General features: G+C 57.0%; 20 protein-coding genes. 18 read left to right on the top strand and 2 right to left on the bottom strand.

The features are described from left to right. The first annotated feature begins 73 nt into the window (after window positions 1-73). Window positions 74-2,272, top strand: a complete 2,199-nt coding sequence (gene zntA, locus OGW13_RS03590) for a Zn(II)/Cd(II)/Pb(II) translocating P-type ATPase ZntA (protein ID WP_287115650.1) — start codon at window positions 74-76, stop codon at window positions 2,270-2,272. 45 nt (window positions 2,273-2,317) lie between these two features. Here zntA and tusA read toward each other — a convergent pair whose 3' ends face one another. After that, on the bottom strand, window positions 2,318-2,563 hold the full coding sequence (tusA, locus tag OGW13_RS03585) for a sulfurtransferase TusA (protein WP_042998488.1): 246 nt from the start codon (window positions 2,561-2,563) through the stop codon (window positions 2,318-2,320). Between the two features lie 306 nt (window positions 2,564-2,869). On the opposite strand from tusA, the gene OGW13_RS03580 reads away from it, so the two are divergent. Both OGW13_RS03580 and OGW13_RS03575 read left to right on the top strand, forming a co-directional pair. After that, window positions 2,870-3,535, top strand: a complete 666-nt coding sequence (locus OGW13_RS03580; protein ID WP_042998489.1) for a 7-cyano-7-deazaguanine/7-aminomethyl-7-deazaguanine transporter — start codon at window positions 2,870-2,872, stop codon at window positions 3,533-3,535. A gap of 77 nt (window positions 3,536-3,612) precedes the next feature. Beyond that, window positions 3,613-4,170, top strand: a complete 558-nt coding sequence (locus OGW13_RS03575) for a DcrB family lipoprotein (protein ID WP_044327800.1) — start codon at window positions 3,613-3,615, stop codon at window positions 4,168-4,170. Window positions 4,171-4,173: 3 nt separating this feature from the next. Here the strand turns inward: OGW13_RS03575 and OGW13_RS03570 are convergent, their stop codons facing one another. Beyond that, on the bottom strand, window positions 4,174-5,424 hold the full coding sequence (locus OGW13_RS03570; RefSeq protein WP_071888335.1) for an MFS transporter: 1,251 nt from the start codon (window positions 5,422-5,424) through the stop codon (window positions 4,174-4,176). A 97-nt stretch (window positions 5,425-5,521) separates the two neighbouring features. Here OGW13_RS03570 and OGW13_RS03565 point away from each other — a divergent pair, with 97 nt between their 5' ends. The 15 genes from OGW13_RS03565 to OGW13_RS03495 all read left to right on the top strand — a co-directional run bounded on the left by OGW13_RS03565 (window position 5,522) and on the right by OGW13_RS03495 (window position 18,469). After that, the gene (locus OGW13_RS03565; protein WP_044253594.1) at window positions 5,522-6,571 is read left to right on the top strand and encodes an AI-2E family transporter; all 1,050 of its coding nucleotides are present in this window, start codon (window positions 5,522-5,524) and stop codon (window positions 6,569-6,571) included. Between the two features lie 369 nt (window positions 6,572-6,940). Next, window positions 6,941-7,318, top strand: coding sequence for a hypothetical protein (locus tag OGW13_RS03560; protein ID WP_125340073.1), 378 nt, complete (start codon window positions 6,941-6,943; stop codon window positions 7,316-7,318). A gap of 68 nt (window positions 7,319-7,386) precedes the next feature. Beyond that, entirely contained in the window at window positions 7,387-8,448 is a 1,062-nt protein-coding gene (locus OGW13_RS03555; protein ID WP_044263895.1) for a methyltransferase, read from the top strand. Between the two features lie 54 nt (window positions 8,449-8,502). Further along, a complete protein-coding gene (locus OGW13_RS03550; protein WP_044327246.1) occupies window positions 8,503-9,225 on the top strand; it encodes a beta-ketoacyl synthase chain length factor in 723 nt (240 codons plus the stop codon). Continuing rightward, on the top strand, window positions 9,204-10,037 hold the full coding sequence (locus OGW13_RS03545) for a lysophospholipid acyltransferase family protein (RefSeq protein ID WP_369700151.1): 834 nt from the start codon (window positions 9,204-9,206) through the stop codon (window positions 10,035-10,037). Before OGW13_RS03550 ends, OGW13_RS03545 begins: the two co-directional genes overlap by 22 nt. Next, window positions 10,018-10,275, top strand: a complete 258-nt coding sequence (locus tag OGW13_RS03540) for a phosphopantetheine-binding protein (protein ID WP_042998497.1) — start codon at window positions 10,018-10,020, stop codon at window positions 10,273-10,275. The genes OGW13_RS03545 and OGW13_RS03540 overlap by 20 nt, the downstream gene beginning before the upstream one ends. A gap of 12 nt (window positions 10,276-10,287) precedes the next feature. Next, on the top strand, window positions 10,288-10,539 hold the full coding sequence (locus OGW13_RS03535) for an acyl carrier protein (protein ID WP_042998498.1): 252 nt from the start codon (window positions 10,288-10,290) through the stop codon (window positions 10,537-10,539). Window positions 10,540-10,545: 6 nt separating this feature from the next. Then, window positions 10,546-11,118, top strand: a complete 573-nt coding sequence (locus OGW13_RS03530; protein ID WP_054176490.1) for a COG4648 family protein — start codon at window positions 10,546-10,548, stop codon at window positions 11,116-11,118. Further along, on the top strand, window positions 11,115-12,476 hold the full coding sequence (locus OGW13_RS03525) for an AMP-binding protein (RefSeq protein WP_054176491.1): 1,362 nt from the start codon (window positions 11,115-11,117) through the stop codon (window positions 12,474-12,476). The genes OGW13_RS03530 and OGW13_RS03525 overlap by 4 nt, the downstream gene beginning before the upstream one ends. Beyond that, window positions 12,463-12,816, top strand: a complete 354-nt coding sequence (locus tag OGW13_RS03520) for an ApeI family dehydratase (protein ID WP_044263902.1) — start codon at window positions 12,463-12,465, stop codon at window positions 12,814-12,816. The genes OGW13_RS03525 and OGW13_RS03520 overlap by 14 nt, the downstream gene beginning before the upstream one ends. After that, window positions 12,807-14,498: a glycosyltransferase family 2 protein gene (locus tag OGW13_RS03515; RefSeq protein ID WP_287115648.1), complete on the top strand. Its 1,692-nt coding sequence runs from the start codon at window positions 12,807-12,809 to the stop codon at window positions 14,496-14,498. Before OGW13_RS03520 ends, OGW13_RS03515 begins: the two co-directional genes overlap by 10 nt. Before the next feature lie 3 nt (window positions 14,499-14,501). Next, window positions 14,502-14,924, top strand: a complete 423-nt coding sequence (locus tag OGW13_RS03510) for an acyl-CoA thioesterase (protein ID WP_042998503.1) — start codon at window positions 14,502-14,504, stop codon at window positions 14,922-14,924. Beyond that, window positions 14,921-15,526: a LolA family protein gene (locus tag OGW13_RS03505; RefSeq protein WP_044263906.1), complete on the top strand. Its 606-nt coding sequence runs from the start codon at window positions 14,921-14,923 to the stop codon at window positions 15,524-15,526. Before OGW13_RS03510 ends, OGW13_RS03505 begins: the two co-directional genes overlap by 4 nt. After that, entirely contained in the window at window positions 15,495-17,813 is a 2,319-nt protein-coding gene (locus OGW13_RS03500) for an MMPL family transporter (RefSeq protein WP_287115647.1), read from the top strand. Before OGW13_RS03505 ends, OGW13_RS03500 begins: the two co-directional genes overlap by 32 nt. Next, window positions 17,813-18,469, top strand: coding sequence for a DUF3261 domain-containing protein (locus OGW13_RS03495; protein WP_369700152.1), 657 nt, complete (start codon window positions 17,813-17,815; stop codon window positions 18,467-18,469). Before OGW13_RS03500 ends, OGW13_RS03495 begins: the two co-directional genes overlap by 1 nt. Window position 18,470 lies beyond the last annotated feature (1 nt).

Raw genomic sequence — 18,470 nt, 5'->3', positions numbered from 1 at the left:
CGCTTGACTCTGGAGTCGACTCCAGAGTGTATCCTCCGGTTAATGAGAAAATTATCATCAACCGGAGGATGCCATGTCGATACCTGCTCACAATGGCAAAAAAGCCCCACAATTTTCATCTTTCAAGCCAGCTCCCACGCCGCAGAAGCCCGATGACTGCTGCTGCGAAGGCGCATGCTCAGCCCCTGAACCTATTGTTGAAACGGTAAAAGGCACCCGCTATAGCTGGAAAGTATCCGGGATGGACTGTGCCGCCTGCGCCCGCAAAGTAGAAAACGCGGTGCGCCAGGTCAGCGGCGTCAACCAGGTTCAGGTGCTGTTTGCCACCGAGAAACTGGTCGTCGACAGCAACGGCGATCTACGCCAGCAAATCGAGCATGCGGTGCAAAAAGCGGGTTACACCCTACGCGATGAACAGGCGAAGGAAGAAACGCCTGAATCCCGCTTTAAAGAGAACCTGCCGCTGCTCACGCTTCTCGTCATGATGGCGCTCAGTTGGGGACTGGAGCAGTTCAACCATCCGTTCGGCCAACTGGCATTCATCGCCACGACGCTGGTCGGCCTGTTCCCGATTGCCCGCCAGGCGCTACGGCTGATAAAAACCGGCAGTTGGTTTGCCATTGAAACGCTGATGAGCGTCGCGGCTATCGGGGCGCTGTTCATCGGTGCCACAGCAGAAGCGGCGATGGTATTGCTGCTGTTCCTGATTGGCGAACGCCTCGAAGGCTGGGCCGCCAGTCGCGCCCGCAAAGGGGTCAGCGCGCTGATGGCGCTGAAACCGGAAACCGCGACACGTCTGCGCGACGGCGTACGCGAAGAGGTGGCGATCAACACGCTGCAACCGGGCGACATCATTGAAGTCGCTGCCGGGGGACGTCTCCCTGCCGACGGTAAACTGGTCTCTGGTTTTGCCAGTTTTGATGAGAGTGCGTTGACGGGAGAATCGATCCCGGTGGAACGCGCCACCGGTGAAAAAGTCCCGGCGGGGGCGACCAGCGTGGACCGTCTCGTCACGCTGGAAGTGCTCTCTGAACCGGGTGCCAGCGCGATTGACCGCATTCTGAAGTTAATCGAAGAGGCCGAGGAGCGTCGTGCGCCAATCGAGCGTTTTATCGACCGCTTCAGCCGAATTTATACGCCGGCGATTATGGCCGTCGCCCTGCTGGTGACGCTCGTCCCGCCGCTGCTGTTCGCGGGATCCTGGCAGGAGTGGATTTATAAAGGGTTAACGCTGCTGCTGATCGGCTGTCCGTGTGCGCTGGTCATCTCCACACCGGCAGCTATCACTTCTGGACTGGCGGCAGCAGCTCGTCGCGGGGCATTGATTAAAGGCGGCGCGGCGCTGGAACAGTTGGGCCGTATCACCCAGGTCGCCTTTGATAAAACCGGGACGTTGACCGTCGGGAAACCGCGCGTCACGGCAATTCATCCGGCCACCGGCGTCAGTGAGTCTGAACTGCTGGCGCTAGCCGCGGCTGTCGAGCAAGGCGCAACGCATCCACTGGCGCAGGCCATTGTGCGCGAAGCACAAACCGCAGGGCTGACGATCCCGTCCGCCGAAGGGCAACGGGCGCTGGTAGGGTCAGGGATTGAAGCGCAGGTGAATGGCGAAAGCGTTCTGATTTGCGCTGCCGGGAAACGTCCTGCCGACGCCTTTGCCGGAGAGATTAATCAGCTTGAAAGCGCCGGGCAGACGGTCGTTCTGGTCCTGCGCAATGAGACCGTGATCGGCGTCATCGCCCTGCAGGATACGCTACGCGACGATGCCCGTTCCGCCATCCGCGAACTGAATGCGCTGGGAGTGAACGGCGTGATCCTGACTGGCGATAACCCGCGCGCGGCAGCCGCCATTGCTGGCGAGCTGGGTCTGACGTATAACGCCGGGCTGCTACCGGAAGATAAAGTGAAGGCGGTCACCGCGCTCAATCAACAGTCGCCGCTGGCAATGGTGGGGGATGGCATTAACGATGCGCCAGCGATGAAGGCCGCCGCTATCGGGATCGCGATGGGTAGCGGCACCGATGTGGCGCTGGAAACGGCGGACGCCGCACTAACGCATAACCGCCTTACCGGGCTGGTGCAGATGATCCAACTGGCGCGTGCGACCCACGCCAATATCCGTCAGAACATCACCATTGCGCTGGGACTGAAGGGGATATTTCTTGTCACCACGCTGCTCGGAATGACCGGTCTGTGGCTGGCGGTGCTGGCGGATACCGGGGCAACGGTGCTGGTTACCGCCAATGCGCTCAGATTGTTACGTAAAGGATAACGTTTTTTTGCCGGATGGCGCTAACGCTTATCCGGCATAACAAGATTACTGGCCTTTACGCACCAGATAGCGGTACGGCAGAGAGTCAGTCTCTTTTGCCACCAGCTCATGCTCCATAAACGTACAGAAGCCGGGAATGTCGCGGGTGGTCGCCGGGTCGTCCGCCACAATCAGCAGCGTTTCGCCGGTCCGCATGTTGCGTACGGTTTTACGCACCATCATCACCGGTTCCGGGCAGCGGAGCCCCTGGGCATCAAGGGTATGGTCGGGAGAGGAAAACAGATCGCTCATCGTGGTCTCATTCACTAAAAAAACGGCTGTAGTTTACGCTCAGTTCGGAAGTAAGCCAATCAGGTTAACGATTGCGTGAAAAATAGCCATTGCAATGCCACCGCAAAGCAGTATTATGCGGCGGCCTGAAAAAAGGAAGACGCGTTATAGGCGCCATCAGTTTGTTTAAGGTCAGCGCACAGCGCCCGGAGCGTACACGTCGTACGTGAGGAGCGCGAGCACTGCCCGAGAGCAAAATGGCAAGTAAAATAGCATCTGGCACGAATTGGGTTCCCTCACCCCAATCATCAATTAAAAAGGTACAATATGGCTCCGTTCACACAATCGCAGCGCGTAAAAGCGTTGTTCTGGCTATCGCTATTCCATCTGCTGGTGATCACCTCCAGTAACTATCTGGTCCAGCTCCCGGTCTCCATTTTTGGTTTCCATACCACCTGGGGCGCGTTTAGCTTTCCGTTTATTTTCCTCGCTACCGATCTGACCGTGCGCATTTTTGGCGCGCCATTGGCCCGTCGAATTATCTTTGCGGTGATGATGCCAGCGTTGCTGATCTCTTATGTGATTTCGTCGCTGTTCTATATGGGCTCCTGGCAGGGATTCGGGGCACTGATGCACTTCAATCTGTTTGTCGCCCGTATCGCAGTCGCCAGCTTTATGGCCTATGCACTGGGACAAATTCTCGATGTGCATGTCTTTAACCGCCTGCGACAGAACCGCCGCTGGTGGATGGCCCCGACCGCCTCAACGCTGTTTGGCAACGTCAGCGATACCCTTGCCTTTTTCTTCATTGCCTTCTGGCGCAGTCCGGATGCCTTCATGGCCGAGCACTGGATGGAAATCGCCATCGTCGATTACTGTTTCAAAGTGCTGATCAGCATCCTGTTCTTCCTGCCGATGTATGGCGTATTGCTGAATATGTTGCTGAAAAAACTGGCAGATAAATCTGAAATCCCGGCGATGCAGACAAGTTGAGCTAAAGGTTCCTTTTCCGGGTTGTGATAAGATGAACGGATGCGCCGTTATGGCCGTTTATCGAAAGGAAGAAGTCAATGCGTAATCTGGTTAAATATGTCGGTATTGGCCTGCTGGTTATGGGGCTGGCGGCCTGTGATAATAGTGATACAAAAGCGCCGGCAGAAGGCACGGCGGCAGAAAGCAACGCAACCGGTCAGCCGGTTTCTCTGCTGGATGGCAAACTGAGTTTCTCACTGCCGGCAGATATGACGGACCAGAGTGGCAAGCTGGGTACGCAGGCCAACAATATGCACGTCTACTCTGACGCGACCGGCCAGAAAGCGGTGATTGTCATCGTCGGTGATAACACCAACGAAGAGCTGTCTGTGCTGGCAAAACGCCTTGAAGATCAGCAGCGCAGCCGTGACCCGCAGTTGCAGGTGGTGACCAACAAATCCATCGAGCTGAAAGGTCACACGCTGCAACAGTTAGACAGCATCATCTCGGCGAAAGGCCAGACCGCTTACTCTTCTGTGGTGCTGGGAAAAGTCGATAACCAACTGCTGACTCTGCAAATTACGCTGCCAGCGGACGACCAGCAGAAAGCGCAGACGGCCGCTGAAAACATCATCAATACGCTGGTTATTCAGTAACCATCAGGACGACGAGACGGCCTCTGGCGATTCCTGCAGAGGCCGTTTTTTTAACCGCCAGGTTAGCAGCAACGCAACCGCCACCAGCCCTGCCGCCGCCAGGTAAATGACCGGCACGCCAGCCCAGGTCATCACCAGCCCAGCCAACGGTCCCGTCACCCCCAGCGACAGATCCATAAACACCGTATACGTCGCCAGCGCCGAGCCCTGATTCTGCTGCGGCACCGCTTTGACCGCCACCACGCCAAGCGCCGGGAAAACCAGCGAAAAACCCATTCCTGTCAGCAGCACACCGATTTTTGCCATCCACGGCATCATCGCCACTCCCACCAGCAGCAGTCCGACTATCTCGACGCTAAAGCAGATCATCGCCACATTCAGACCGCCCAGGCGATTGATGCCGTTGGGAAACAGCAAACGCGTTCCGACAAACGCACAGCTAAACAGGGTGAGCGCGAATGCCGCGCCATCCCAGCCTTTGGCGTCATAGAACAGCGTGATAAAGGTGGCTATCACCCCGAAACCCGCCGAGGCCAGCGCCAGGGCCATTCCGTATAGCCAGACGCGTCCAAGCACCGCGCGAAACGGCAAAGGCTTCCCTTTGCTCGCTTTCACCGCAGGGCGCGGAATCGCTAACAAAATGGCCAGCAGCGCGATACCCATAATAATCAGCGCTAATCCCTGTAGTCCGCCCCAACGGTAAAACAGCACGCCGAGCGGCGCGCCGACCGCCATCGCCCCGTAAGTCACAATACCGTTCCAGGAAATCACTCGCCCGATGTGCAACGAGCCCACCACGCCAACACCCCATAGCGTCGAGCCGGTCCCGGCGAAACTCTGTCCAATCCCCAGAATCACGCGGCCCAGACACAGCAGCAGCAAACTGACAACCGGCCAGCTACTGGCGCTTCCTGCCAGAAAATAGCCCGCCCCGCTGAGAAAACAGCCGCACAGGCCAAAAACCACAATCTTTTTTGGCCCGAGCAGATCAGCATAGCGTCCGGCATGAGGGCGACTGAGCAAAGTCGCGAAGTATTGCAGGCTGATGACCAGCCCCGCCCAGAAGGCGCTAAACCCCATAACATCATGCACATAGCCAGGCAAAACCGCGAGCGGCAGGCCGATGGTCAGGTAGCTGGCACAGTTGAACATCACAACAGAAACAATGCGCAGATTGAGGCGCAATCCAGTAAGCGCCGGTTCAGCGACGGGTTCGGGCATGGGGATCACCACGTTTTTACAACAATGTTTCATTTCTACCACGCCACGCCGGGAAAATCAGCAGCCAGATTAGGAATATCGGCAGCCAGCGAGCCGCTACACTTAATGAAAATCAAAAAAGGATGTAAACATGACAACCCCTCAACCCGACAAAGCCGGTCTACATATTCTGCTCAAACTGGCCTCGCTGGTCGTCATTCTCGCCGGGATCCACGCCGCCGCAGATATCATTGTGCAACTATTACTGGCGCTCTTTTTCGCCATTGTCCTCAATCCACTGGTCACCTGGTTTATCCGGCGGGGAGTGAAACGCCCGGTGGCGATCACCATTGTGGTGGTCGTGATGCTGTTCGTGCTCACCGCGCTGATTGGCGTGCTGGCGGCCTCGGTGAATGAATTTATTGCCATGCTGCCGAAATACAACAAGGAGCTGACACGTAAGCTTTTGTATCTGCAAGATATGATGCCATTTCTGAATCTGCATATGTCGCCAGAGCGCATGTTGCAACGCATGGATTCGGAGAAAATAGTCACCTTCACCACCACGCTGATGACCGGCCTCTCGGGGGCGATGGCCAGCGTTGTGTTGTTGGTGATGACGGTTGTCTTTATGTTGTTTGAGGTCCGCCATGTGCCCTACAAAATGCGTTTTGCACTGCACAATCCGCAAATCCACATCGCCGGACTGCACAGGGCGCTGAAGGGGGTCTCTCACTATCTGGCGTTAAAAACGCTGCTCAGCCTGTGGACCGGGGTCATTGTCTGGTTGGGGCTGGAACTGATGAACATTCAGTTTGCCCTGATGTGGGGAGTGCTGGCGTTCCTGCTGAACTATGTACCCAATATTGGCTCGGTGATTTCCGCCGTTCCACCGATGGTTCAGGCGCTGCTTTTCAACGGCGTTTATGAGTGTGTGCTGGTGGGGGCGCTGTTCCTGGTGGTCCATATGGTATTGGGCAACATGGTTGAACCGCGCATGATGGGGCATCGCCTGGGCATGTCGACGCTGGTGGTGTTCCTTTCTTTACTGATCTGGGGCTGGTTGCTCGGCCCGGTGGGGATGTTGCTCTCCGTTCCCCTGACCAGCGTCTGTAAAATCTGGATGGAGACCACAACGGGCGGCAGCAAACTGGCAATATTACTGGGCCCTGGGCGACCGAAAAATCGATTACCGGGATAAACCCGCCCTACCAACCAGGGTAGTTTTATTCCCTTACCGGTGAAAGTATTATAAGGCGCGCTTTTGTTACCTGGATGTTTCAATAAGCGCGGTTTCCTTCGCGAAATGAGTTCCAGGTTTTTCCGCAGTGCATTTAATTCAAATTAAATGGTATCGACAATTTAATTTAAGTGAAAATTAACTAATACCATGATAATCCGGAAGATAAACGTCTTCAGCCTGCATGAATTAATTTCAGAATTTTCACGGTGTCCCGTCAAAGTTAACATTAAAAATAGTCGGTATCATTGTAACTAAAACGCAATTCAGAAATGCATTCAACGTTAATATAAATAGTAATTTTGATAGGGAGTTTTCATGAAACAATACATTAAGTGGTTTGCGGCGATTGCCGTTGTCGGTGCGCTGGCAGGTTGTGCGCGTACTGCCCCCATCGATCAGGTACACTCTTCGGTGACCGCAGGCCATACTCAGGATCAGGTGAAAAACGCGATCCTGAAAGCAGGCGTTCAGCGTAAATGGATCATGACGGAAGCGGGTCCGGGCGTGATCAAAGCGCGTCAGCAGTCTCGCGACCACGTTGCAGAAGTGCGTATTACCTACACCGCCTCCAGCTACGATATCAAATACGACAGCAGCTTCAACCTGCAGGCTTCTGGCGGTAAAATTCATAAAAACTACAACCGTTGGGTCCGTAACCTGGATAAAGATATTCAGTTGAACCTGTCTGCGGGTGCGGGTCTGTAATATCTCCTAAAGTCGGGTCGTTTGCGGCCCGATAACCTCTTTTTGTCTTTTAACAGGTTGTACTCGCTATGTACGAACAGGACTCCCTCAGCGCACTGGATGCGATCACGGAAGCGCAGCGTATCGCCTTCGCCCCCATGCTGTTTCAAACCGCACTTTGCCTGCGAAATGCTGATGTGCTGGCGTATCTTGACCGCCAGGGAAAACAGGGTGCAACACTGGAAGAGATCACCGAAAACAGTCACGTTAACGAATATGCAGTCGGTGTCTTGCTGGATATGGGATTAAGCGGACGCATCATCACCCATAAAGCGGGACGCTATTATCTGGCGAAAATCGGACATTTCCTTTTGCATGACACGATGACTCGCGTGAATATGGATTTCACCCACGACGTCTGTTATCAGGGATTGTTCTTTTTAGAGAATGCTCTGAAAGAAGGAAAACCGTCCGGGTTAAAAGTGTTTGGCGACTGGCCAACTATTTATCCGGCATTGTCGCAATTACCGCCGTCCGCGCGTGAAAGTTGGTTCGCCTTCGATCATTACTATTCTGACGGGGCGTTTGACGCCGCATTACCGCATGTATTCGCCAGTTGTCCTGCAACCCTGTACGATGTAGGCGGAAATACGGGAAAATGGGCAATACGCTGTAGTCAATTCGACGAAAATATCGCGATAACGTTATTAGATTTGCCACAACAAATTGCACTTGCCCGCGAAAATATCGAAAATGCAGGATTATCCGATCGCATCGGTTTTCATGCGGTGGATATGCTTGGCGATGCGCCTTTACCCACTGAGGCCGATATCTGGTGGATGAGTCAATTTCTTGACTGTTTTTCACCGGAGCAAATTGTCGCCATGCTCAGCAAGGTTGCCCGTGTGATGAAACCCGGCGCAAGACTGTGCATTATGGAGCTGTTCTGGGATGCGCAGCGTTTTGAAGCCGCCTCATTCAGTTTGAATGCGTCTTCGCTTTATTTTACCTGCATGGCGAACGGCAACAGCCGTTTCTACAGCGCAGAGAAATTTTATGGCTATCTGGACAAGGCAGGGTTCCAGGTGGACGAACGCCACGACAACTTAGGCGTTGGACATACCTTATTGATATGTCAAAAGAAAAAATAACAAAGTAGCATCTGAACGCTACTGGAATCACCGGTTTACCGCGAACGCGCGTTGATGAAATTCTCACTAAACATTACCGACTGGCGGGCGATGGCGCCAGGTCTGAGCGAATTGATACAGTGGCTGCAATGGTCACGGCATCCGCACGCCATCGATCCGTCGGCGGCACAAGGCAAACTGCGTGAACTGCCGATGATGACCTCCCGTCGTCTAAGCTCCGGCAGTAAACTGGCCGTCGAGTGCGGACTGGCGATGTTGCGTCGCCACGATATTGATGCGGTGCTATACACCAGTCGCCACGGAGAGCTCGAACGTAACTACCGGATTCTGCACGCGCTGGCGACAGAACAGGCGCTCTCGCCGACCGATTTTGCCCTGTCGGTACACAATTCAGCGGTGGGCAACCTGACTATCGCGGCTAAACACCCTATCGTCTCGTCATCACTTTCCGCCGGGCGCGATACCTTCCAGCAGGGGCTATGTGAAGTCATCTGCCTGCTACAGGCGGGTTATCAGCGCGTGCTGATGGTCGATTTCGACGGTTTTCTTCCCGAGTTTTACCACCCGCGCCTTCCGGAAAATATGCCAACCTGGCCGTACGCCACCGCGCTGGTCTGCGAAGCAGGTAACGACTGGGTGTGTCAGAGCGAACCGGCTCAGGCTGGCGCTGAAACGCCACTCCCGCAAAGCCTGTTGTTTTTACAGCACTATTTGCAGAATGCCCGCTCGTTTAGCCTTCCGGGTGAGCGAGTGAACTGGCACTGGAGTCGGTCATGAAAGGGGTTATCTCCACGCTGAACCGACTCTGGCGAATCGCCATGACCGGCTTCTGCTTCGCCCTCTTCGGACTCGGCGGGCTGCTGCTTTCGGTCGTCTGGTTTAACGTTTTATTAGTGTTCGTATGGGACAATGCCCGGCGTCGCCGCATTGCCCGACGCAGCATTGCCGCCAGCTTCCGTCTCTTTTTAACGGTAACCCGAGTGCTGGGCGTGCTGGATTATCAGATGAACGGGGTGGATATTTTGCGTCAGGAACGCGGATGTCTGGTGGTCGCCAATCACCCCACCCTGATCGATTATGTCCTGCTGGCGTCGGTGATGCCCGAAACAGACTGTCTGGTGAAGAGCGCGCTGCTGAAGAACCCGTTCCTCAGCGGCGTAGTGCGTGCTGCGGATTATCTGGTGAACAGCCAAGCCGACGCCCTGTTACCGGCCAGTCAGCAACGCCTGGCGCAGGGCGATACGATTTTAATTTTCCCCGAAGGCACCCGCACTCGCCCCGGCGAGACCATGACGCTGCAACGCGGCGCGGCGAATATCGCCGTGCGCTGCGGCAGCGATATTCGCGTGGTGACCATCCATTGCAGCCAGCGCATGCTGGATAAAGAAAGCAAATGGTATCAGGTGCCGCCCGTAAAACCGCTGTTTACCGTCGAGGTACGCGAGCGGGTAAAGATCGACCACTTTTACGACGCAAATTTACAAGAACCGGCGCTGGCGGCAAGACAGCTAAACCGGCATCTTTTGCTTCAATTACAACCAGGTACGTTACCTCTCTCAGGAATTAATGATGCAAGCGCTTTATCTTGAAATTAAAAATCTCATCATAACAACATTGAATCTGGACGAACTGTCAACAGACGACATTGACACCGAGGCGGCGCTGTTTGGCGACGGCCTGGGGCTGGACTCGATTGATGCCCTGGAACTGGGACTGGCGGTAAAAAATCAGTACGGCGTGGTGCTGTCTGCGGAAAGTGAAGAGATGCGCCAGCACTTCTTCTCCGTCGCCACGCTGGCATCGTTCATTAATGCGCAACGTGCCTGAGGAGAGTCCGTTATGACCGATCAACACGCCATTTATAACGAAGTCTCTGCGCTGCTGGTTAAGCTGTTTGAGATAGACCCGCAGGAAATCAAACCTGAAGCGCGTCTGTACGACGATCTTGAGCTGGACAGCATCGACGCCGTCGACATGATCGTCCATCTGCAAAAGAAAACCGGTAAGAAGATCAAACCGGAAGAGTTCAAAGCCGTACGCACCGTGCAGGATGTCGTTGACGCGGTAGAACGCCTGCTTAAAGAAGCCTGATTCGCCGTGTCGGGCGTTCGCGCGTTGCCTGTGCTGACAGGCGTGCTGCTGCTTGCCTGGCCTTTCCTGATTTGGTTTGGCCTGGCGCACCACAGCCTGCAGTGGTTACTGCCGCTGATGGCACTATTGCTGTTCTTACGCTTTCGCCAGACCCGGCGACAGGCGGGTCCGCTGCGCGTCGTCACCCAGGTGGTGGCCGCAGTGGGTATCACCCTGTGCGTCGCCAGCTACCTGCTTAAAACCCATCAGCTTCTGCTGTTTTATCCGATTGTGGTGAATGCCGTCATGCTTGCCGTTTTTGGCGGTTCGCTCTGGTCATCGATGCCCATCGTTGAACGACTGGCGCGACTGCGCGATCCCCAACTCCCGGCTGTGGCGGTGCGTTACACCCGCCGGGTGACGCAGATCTGGTGCGCCTTTTTTATCTTCAACGGCGGCGTGGCGTTGTTTACCGCCCTCCACGGCGATATGGCAATGTGGACCGCATGGAATGGCATGATTGCCTACCTGCTGATGGGGTTACTGATGGGCAGCGAATGGCTGGTACGCCATTGGATGATGAATCGAGACTTGCAATGAAACAGACCCTGACGCTGGCCGAATGGCTCACCTCCCCCCGTCCAGCGAACACGCCTGTCGCCTGGCAGGATGAACGCCACTGGACGCTCGGTCACTTGCGCCACGATGTCGCGGAGTTGATGACACGCCTGCAACAGCAAAAAGGCGATCGCTGGGCGCTCTGTTTTGAAAACAGCTATCTGTTTATTGTCGCGCTGCTGGCGACCCTGCATGCGGGGAAAACACCCGTGATCCCGGGGCATAACCGCGTCTCTTTGCTCGACGAACAGCGGGCGTTGTTTGACGGCGTACTGAGCGATAAAACGCTCGGCTGGCAGGGGCCGCTGTGGGTGGTTAGCTCAGCAATGACGCTCAGCGATGAAGCGTGCCTCTTCCCGCCCCTGCGCCACGATGCATATGTCGAGCTGTTTACCTCCGGCTCGACGGGGCAACCGAAGCGCATCGTCAAACCCATTGCCCGTCTGGACCATGAAGCCGAACTGCTGGCGGCGCGCTTTGCCGACCGCCTGGCGGGGTGCAGAGTGGTAGCCTCCGTCGTGCCGCAGCATCTGTACGGTCTGACGTTTCGTATTTTCCTGCCAATGGCGCTCGGTCTGCCGCTGCATGCGGCCATGCTCTACTACGCGGAGCAACTGGCTGCGTTGGGTCACGAACATCGCTATGTGTTTATCAGCAGCCCGGCGTTTTTAAAACGTCTCGACCACCAGCTTCCCGCACCGCCGGTGGCAATGATTTTGTCGGCTGGCGGCATGCTACCGTGGCAGGACGTCACGCAAACCGCCGCCTGGCTGAACGTCTGGCCGGATGAAATCTACGGCAGCACCGAAACCGGTATTCTGGCCTGGCGCTATCGCCAGCAGGAGAATGTCACCTGGCTGCCCTTCCCCGGCGTGTCATTTACCGCAGAAGATGCCGCATTTCGCGTCTTTTCTCCGCTGATTGCCGACGCTAACGGTCTGCTGCTTGACGATATCCTGCAGTTTGAGCCAAACGGTCAGTTCCGCCTGATGGGACGCCGTGGACGGGTCGTCAAAATTGAAGAGAAGCGTATTTCGCTCAGCGAAGTCGAACAACGCCTGCTGGAGCTAAAGGGCATCCGCGAGGTCGCCGCCCTGCCGATCACCCGTGGCGGTCGCCAGGGCGTGGGCGTACTGCTGGTACTGGATGACGAGGCGCGCCAGCGCTGGCAGAACAGCGGTGGAAAAACCCAGGAGCTGACGTGGCGGCGAGCACTGCTACCGTGGCTCGAGCCGGTCGCCGTACCGCGTTACTGGCGGGTTATCGACGAAATCCCGGTCAACAGTATGAATAAGCGTGTCTATGCGCAATTACAGGAGTTGTTTCATGATACCCCATGAAATTGAGCGCCATCAGGCACAGCCCCAACAGGTCGAGATCGTCTTGCATCTCGATCCTTCTCTTTTTTGGTTTAGCGGCCATTTTGCCGTGCAGCCGCTGCTGCCGGGCGTCGCACAGATTGACTGGGTGATGCACTATGCCACCACTCTGCTCGCTCCCGGCTGGCGTTTTCACAGCATTCAGAACGTGAAGTTCCAGGCACCGCTGCTGCCGGAAAACACCGTCACGCTAACGCTGAGCTGGCAGGAAGCGCGTCAGATCCTGACGTTCAGCTATCAACGCCACGATGGCGACGCGCGCCATACCGCCAGCAGCGGGAAGATCCGGCTATGTCGTTAACCTTTTCCCCCTGCGTGCTGATCCCCTGCTATAACCACGGCGCCATGATGCCGCGTGTCCTGACACGCCTGCAGCCGTTTAATCTGCCGTGTATTGTGGTGGACGACGGCAGCGATGCCGCCACGCAGCAGGAACTGGACAGACTCGCCGAGGACACCTCCGGTCTGACCTTAATCCGTCTGGCGGAAAATGCCGGAAAAGGCGCGGCGGTGATCCGCGGATTAGAGGCGGCGGCAGAGGCCGGATTTACCCATGCCGTCCAGGTCGATGCCGACGGTCAACATGCCATTGAAGACATTCCAAAACTGCTGGAACTGGCGCAGGCCCATCCCGCCGCGCTGATCTCCGGACAGCCGATTTATGATGATTCCATTCCCCGTTCGCGTCTGTACGGGCGCTGGATAACCCATGTCTGGGTATGGATTGAAACCCTTTCCCTGCAACTGAAAGACAGTATGTGCGGCTTTCGTGTATACCCTGTCGCCCCCACTCGCCAGCTGGCGCAGCGGGTAACGCTCGGTAAGCGAATGGATTTTGACACCGAAGTGATGGTGCGTCTCTGGTGGCAGGGCACCCCCAGCTATTTTGTCCCGACTCGCGTGACCTATCCGCCGGACGGGCTGTCGCACTTCGATGCTTTCAAAGATAACTGTCGCATTTCGCTGATGCATACGCGCCTGTTCTTCGGCATGTTGCCGCGCATCCCGTCACTGCTGCTGCGTCGAACGTCGCCGCACTGGGCGCGCCAGCAGGAGGTGAAAGGGCTGTGGGGAATGCGCCTGATGTTGCTGGTCTGGCGGCTGCTGGGACGCAAAGCGTTCACCTTGCTGCTGTATCCGGTGGTCGGTGTTTACTGGCTGACGGCGTCCACCGCTCGCCGGGCCTCACAGAACTGGATCGCCCGCGTGCGTGAGCAATTGGCCGCGCGGCAGAGACCGGTGCCGGCTAACCTCACCAGCTACCAACACTTCCTGCGTTTTGGTAACGCGATGCTCGATAAAATCGCCAGTTGGCGCGGTGAACTGCATTTTGGTCGCGACGTGGTGTTTGCGCCAGGGGCTGAAGCAGCGCTGAATGTGAGCGATCCTCGCGGCAAGCTGCTGCTGGCCTCGCACCTGGGCGATGTTGAAGCCTGTCGCGCGCTGGCGCAGTTGCAGGGCAGCAAAACCATCAACGCGCTGGTGTTCAGCGATAATGCCCGGCGTTTTAAGCAGATTATGGAAGAGATGGCCCCGCAGGCCGGACTCAACCTGATGCCAGTGACCGACATCGGCCCGGACACCGCCATTGCGCTCAAAGAGAAGCTGGAGCGCGGGGAATGGATTGCTATTGTCGGCGATCGCATTGCGGTCAATCCCCAGCGTGGCGGCGATTGGCGCGTCTGCTGGAGTCGTTTCATGGGGCAAGCCGCCCCGTTCCCGCAGGGGCCATTTATCCTCGCCTCGATTTTGCGCTGCCCGGTGGATCTCCTCTTTGCCCTGCGTCAGCAGGAGAAGCTGTGCATTCACTGCGAGCCGTTCGCCGATCCGCTGCTCTTGCCGCGCGCCGAACGCCAGCAGGCGCTACAGCAGGCCATCGACCGCTATGCCGAACGTCTTGAACATTACGCGTTACAGTCGCCGCTCGACTGGTTTAACTTTTTCGATTTCTGGCAATTGCCGGAACCCAAAAACAAGGAGTAAAGGGTGCTGAACGATCCCCGCTTTACGGCTGAAGTCGAGCTGACCATTCCGTTTCATGACGTCGACATGATGGGCGTGGCGTGGCACGGCAACTACTTCCGCTACTTCGAAATTGCCCGCGAAGCGCTGCTTAACCAGTTCGACTATGGCTATCGCCAGATGAAAGCCTCCGGCTACCTGTGGCCCGTGGTGGATACCCGCGTGAAATACCGCCATCCGCTGACCTTTGAGCAGCGCATTCGCGTGCGGGCGCGTCTGGAAGAGTTCGAAAACCGCCTGCGCATTGGCTATGAAATCTTCGATGCTGAAAGCGGGAAACGCGCGACGACGGGCTACACCATTCAGGTCGCGGTGGAAGAGAAAAGCCGCGAAATGTGCTTCGTCTGCCCGGACATTCTGTTTGAACGAATGGGGGTGACGCCATGAGGTTTCTGCCGCTGCTGGCACTGCTCGTCAGCCCGTTCGTCAGCGCCCTGACACTGGATGAACTGCAACAGCGCTTTACCGAACAGCCGGTGATCCGCGCGCATTTCGATCAAACCCGGACGATAAAAGATCTGCCGCAGCCGCTGCGATCCGCAGGAACGATGTTGATCGCCCGCGACCAGGGGCTTTTGTGGGATCAAACCCGTCCGTTCCCGATGCAATTGCTGCTGGACGATACGCGAATGGTGCAGGCCATCAACGGTCAGCCGCCGCAGACTATCACCGCCGATAACAACCCGCAGATGTTCCAGTTTAACCACCTGCTGCGCGGGCTGTTTCAGGCCGACCGCAAAGTGCTGGAGCAAAACTTCCGCGTGGAGTTTGCAGATCGCGGAGAGGGCCGCTGGACGCTACGCCTGACGCCTGTCACCACGCCACTGGATAAGATCTTTGCCACCATCGACCTGGCCGGAAAAACCTATCTGGAACGTATTGAGCTAAACGACAAACAGGGCGACCGCACGGATATCGTGCTTTCCCAACACCAACTGACGCCTGCGCAACTGACTGATGACGAACGCCAACGCTTTGCCGCCCAGTAAACGCCCCGCGCTGTTATGGGGAATCGCCTGCATCATGATGCTGGGCGTGTTGCTGATGTTGCTGCCTCAGGCGCGGCTCAACAGCAGCGTGCTGGCGATGCTGCCAAAACAGGCGCTGGGAGCGATTCCGCCAGCCCTGAATGACGGCTTTATGCAGCGTCTTGACCGCCAGCTGGTCTGGTTGGTCAGTCCCGGTAAAAAGGCGGACCCGACAATCGCCCGTAACTGGCTGGCGATGCTGCAACAATCACAGGCGCTGGCTGAGGTAAAAGGCCCAATGGATGCCAACAGCCAACAGGCGTGGGGCGCGTTCTTTTGGCAGCACCGCAACGGTTTGATCGACCCGCAAACTCGCACCCGCCTACAAAACGGCGGCGACGCGCAGGCGCAATGGATCCTGTCTCAGCTCTATTCCGCGTTTTCCGGCGTCAGCGGTAAAGAGCTGCAAAACGACCCGCTAATGCTGATGCGCGGCTCACAACTGGCGATGGCCGAAAATGGTCAGCGTCTGCGGCTGATGGACGGCTGGCTGGTGGCGCAGGATCGCGAGGGAAATTACTGGTATCTGCTGCATGGCGAACTGGCCGGTTCGTCGTTCGATATGCAACAGACGCATCATCTGGTGACCACGCTCAGCGCGCTTGCGGAGGCGCTGAAAGCGCGCTATCCCCAGGCGCAGCTACTGTCGCGTGGCACGGTATTCTACAGCGATTACGCCAGCCAACAGGCAAAACAGGATGTCTCCACGCTTGGCGTGGCGACAGTGCTGGGCGTGCTGCTGCTGATTGTCGCGGTGTTCCGCTCGCTGCGCCCGCTGCTGCTGTGTCTGCTGTCGATTGGCATTGGCGCGCTGGCGGGAACCGTCGTCACGCTGCTGTTCTTCGGTGAACTGCATCTGATGACGCTGGTGATGAGCATGAGCATCATCGGCATCTCCGCCGACTACACGTTGTATTACCTGACCGAACGGATGGTGCATGGCGCGGAAACCTCGCCCTGGCAAAGTCTGGCAAAAGTGCGAAATGCCCTGCTGCTGGCGCTGCTGACCACCGTCGCGGCCTACCTGATTATGATGCTCGCCCCCTTCCCCGGCATTCGCCAGATGGCGGTATTTGCGGCGGCAGGACTGAGCGCCTCGTGCCTGACGGTGATTTTCTGGCATCCGTGGCTGTGTCGCGGGCTACCGGTGCGTCCGGTTACGGCGATGGTACTGATGCTGCGCTGGCTTGCCGCCTGGCGACGCAATAAAACGCTCTCCGTCGGTTTGCCGGTGGCACTCGCGCTTTTCTCACTGGCTGGCATGGCAACGCTGCGCGTGGACGACGATATCTCGCAGTTGCAGGCGCTGCCGAAGCACATTCTGGCGCAGGAAAAAACCATTACCGCGCTGACCGGACAGAGTGTCGATCAGAAGTGGTTTGTGGTGTACGGCGACTCCGCACAGCAGACGCTGGAACGGCTGGAAGCCTTTGTCCCCGCGCTGGCGCAGGCGAAAAAAGAGAGACTGCTCAACGGCTATCGCACGATCCCATTGAATTCACTGGCCCGTCAGCAGCAGGATCTCGCCTTGCTGAAAAACGCTGCGCCCACGGTCATTCAGGCCCTGAACAACGCCGGGCTGACGACGGTCAATCCCGATCTAACCCCTATGCCGGTAACCGTTGACGCCTGGCTTGCCAGCCCGGCCAGCGAAGGTTGGCGACTGTTGTGGTTGAGCCTGCCTCACGGCGAAAGCGGTGTACTGGTGCCCGTGGAAGGCGTGACCCAGAGCGCGGCGCTCAACGCGCTTAGCGAGAAATATCCCGGTGTCGCGTGGGTCGATCGCAAAAGCACCTTTGACAACCTGTTTGCACTGTATCGCAACGTACTGACCGGTTTATTGTTTATCGCGCTGGCGGTGATTGCCTGCGGCGCGATCGCGCGGTTGGGCTGGCGCAGAGGATTGGTCAGCCTCGTGCCGTCGGTGCTCTCTTTGGGCTGCGGTCTGGCGGTGCTGGCATTGAGCGGGCATGCGGTCAATCTGTTCTCGCTGTTGGCGCTGGTGCTGGTTCTGGGGATCGGCATTAACTACACGCTGTTTTTCAGTAATCCGCGTGGGACGCCGCTGACCTCCCTGTTAGCCATCACGCTGGCCATGATGACCACCCTATTGACGCTCGGTATGTTGGTCTTTAGCGCCACCCAGGCGATCAGCAGTTTTGGCATTGTGCTGGTCAGCGGCATTTTCACCGCGTTCCTGCTTTCCCCTCTGGCGATGCCGACGAAAAGAGAGAAAAAACGAAAATGATTAAACACCTTTTTGCCGGATGGCGGCTACGCCTTATCCGGCCTGACAGGTCAACAGGTTGGCGTAGGCCCGATAAGCGTAGCGCCATCGCGCAGTTAGCGCTGGGCCTCTTTGCGCTGTTACTCACCGGCTGCAGCCACTCGCCAAAAGATCAGCAAGGCCGCCCGCAGGCGTGGCTGGAGCCAGGTACGCGGGTGACGCTGCCTGCGCCGGGCATCTCTCCGGCAGTGAACGCTCAGCAGTTGCTCACCGGCCGCTTTAACGGCAAAACCCAGTCGCTGCTGGTGATGCTGAATGCCGATGATAAAAAAATCACGCTGGCGGGGCTGTCGTCGGTGGGTATTCGTCTGTTCCTCGTCACTTACGATGACAAAGGGTTGCACACCGAGCAGTCCATCGTGGTTCCACAATTGCCGCCCGCCAGTCAGGTGCTGGCTGACGTCATGCTCAGCCACTGGCCGATTAGCACCTGGCAGCCGCAGTTGCCGAAAGGCTGGACGTTGACGGACAGCGGCGACAGGCGTGAACTGCGTAATGCTCGCGGCACGCTGGTGACCGAAATCACCTACCTGAACCGCAAAGGCAAGCGCGAGCCGATCAGCATCGAACAGCATGTCTTTAAATACCACATCACCATTCAATATCTGGGTGACTGAT

The sequence above is a fragment of the Citrobacter sp. Ca225 genome, assembly GCF_030337175.1.
GTDB classification, from domain to species: Bacteria; Pseudomonadota; Gammaproteobacteria; order Enterobacterales; family Enterobacteriaceae; genus Citrobacter_A; species Citrobacter_A amalonaticus.
This window is presented reverse-complemented; position numbering and strand designations above follow the sequence as displayed.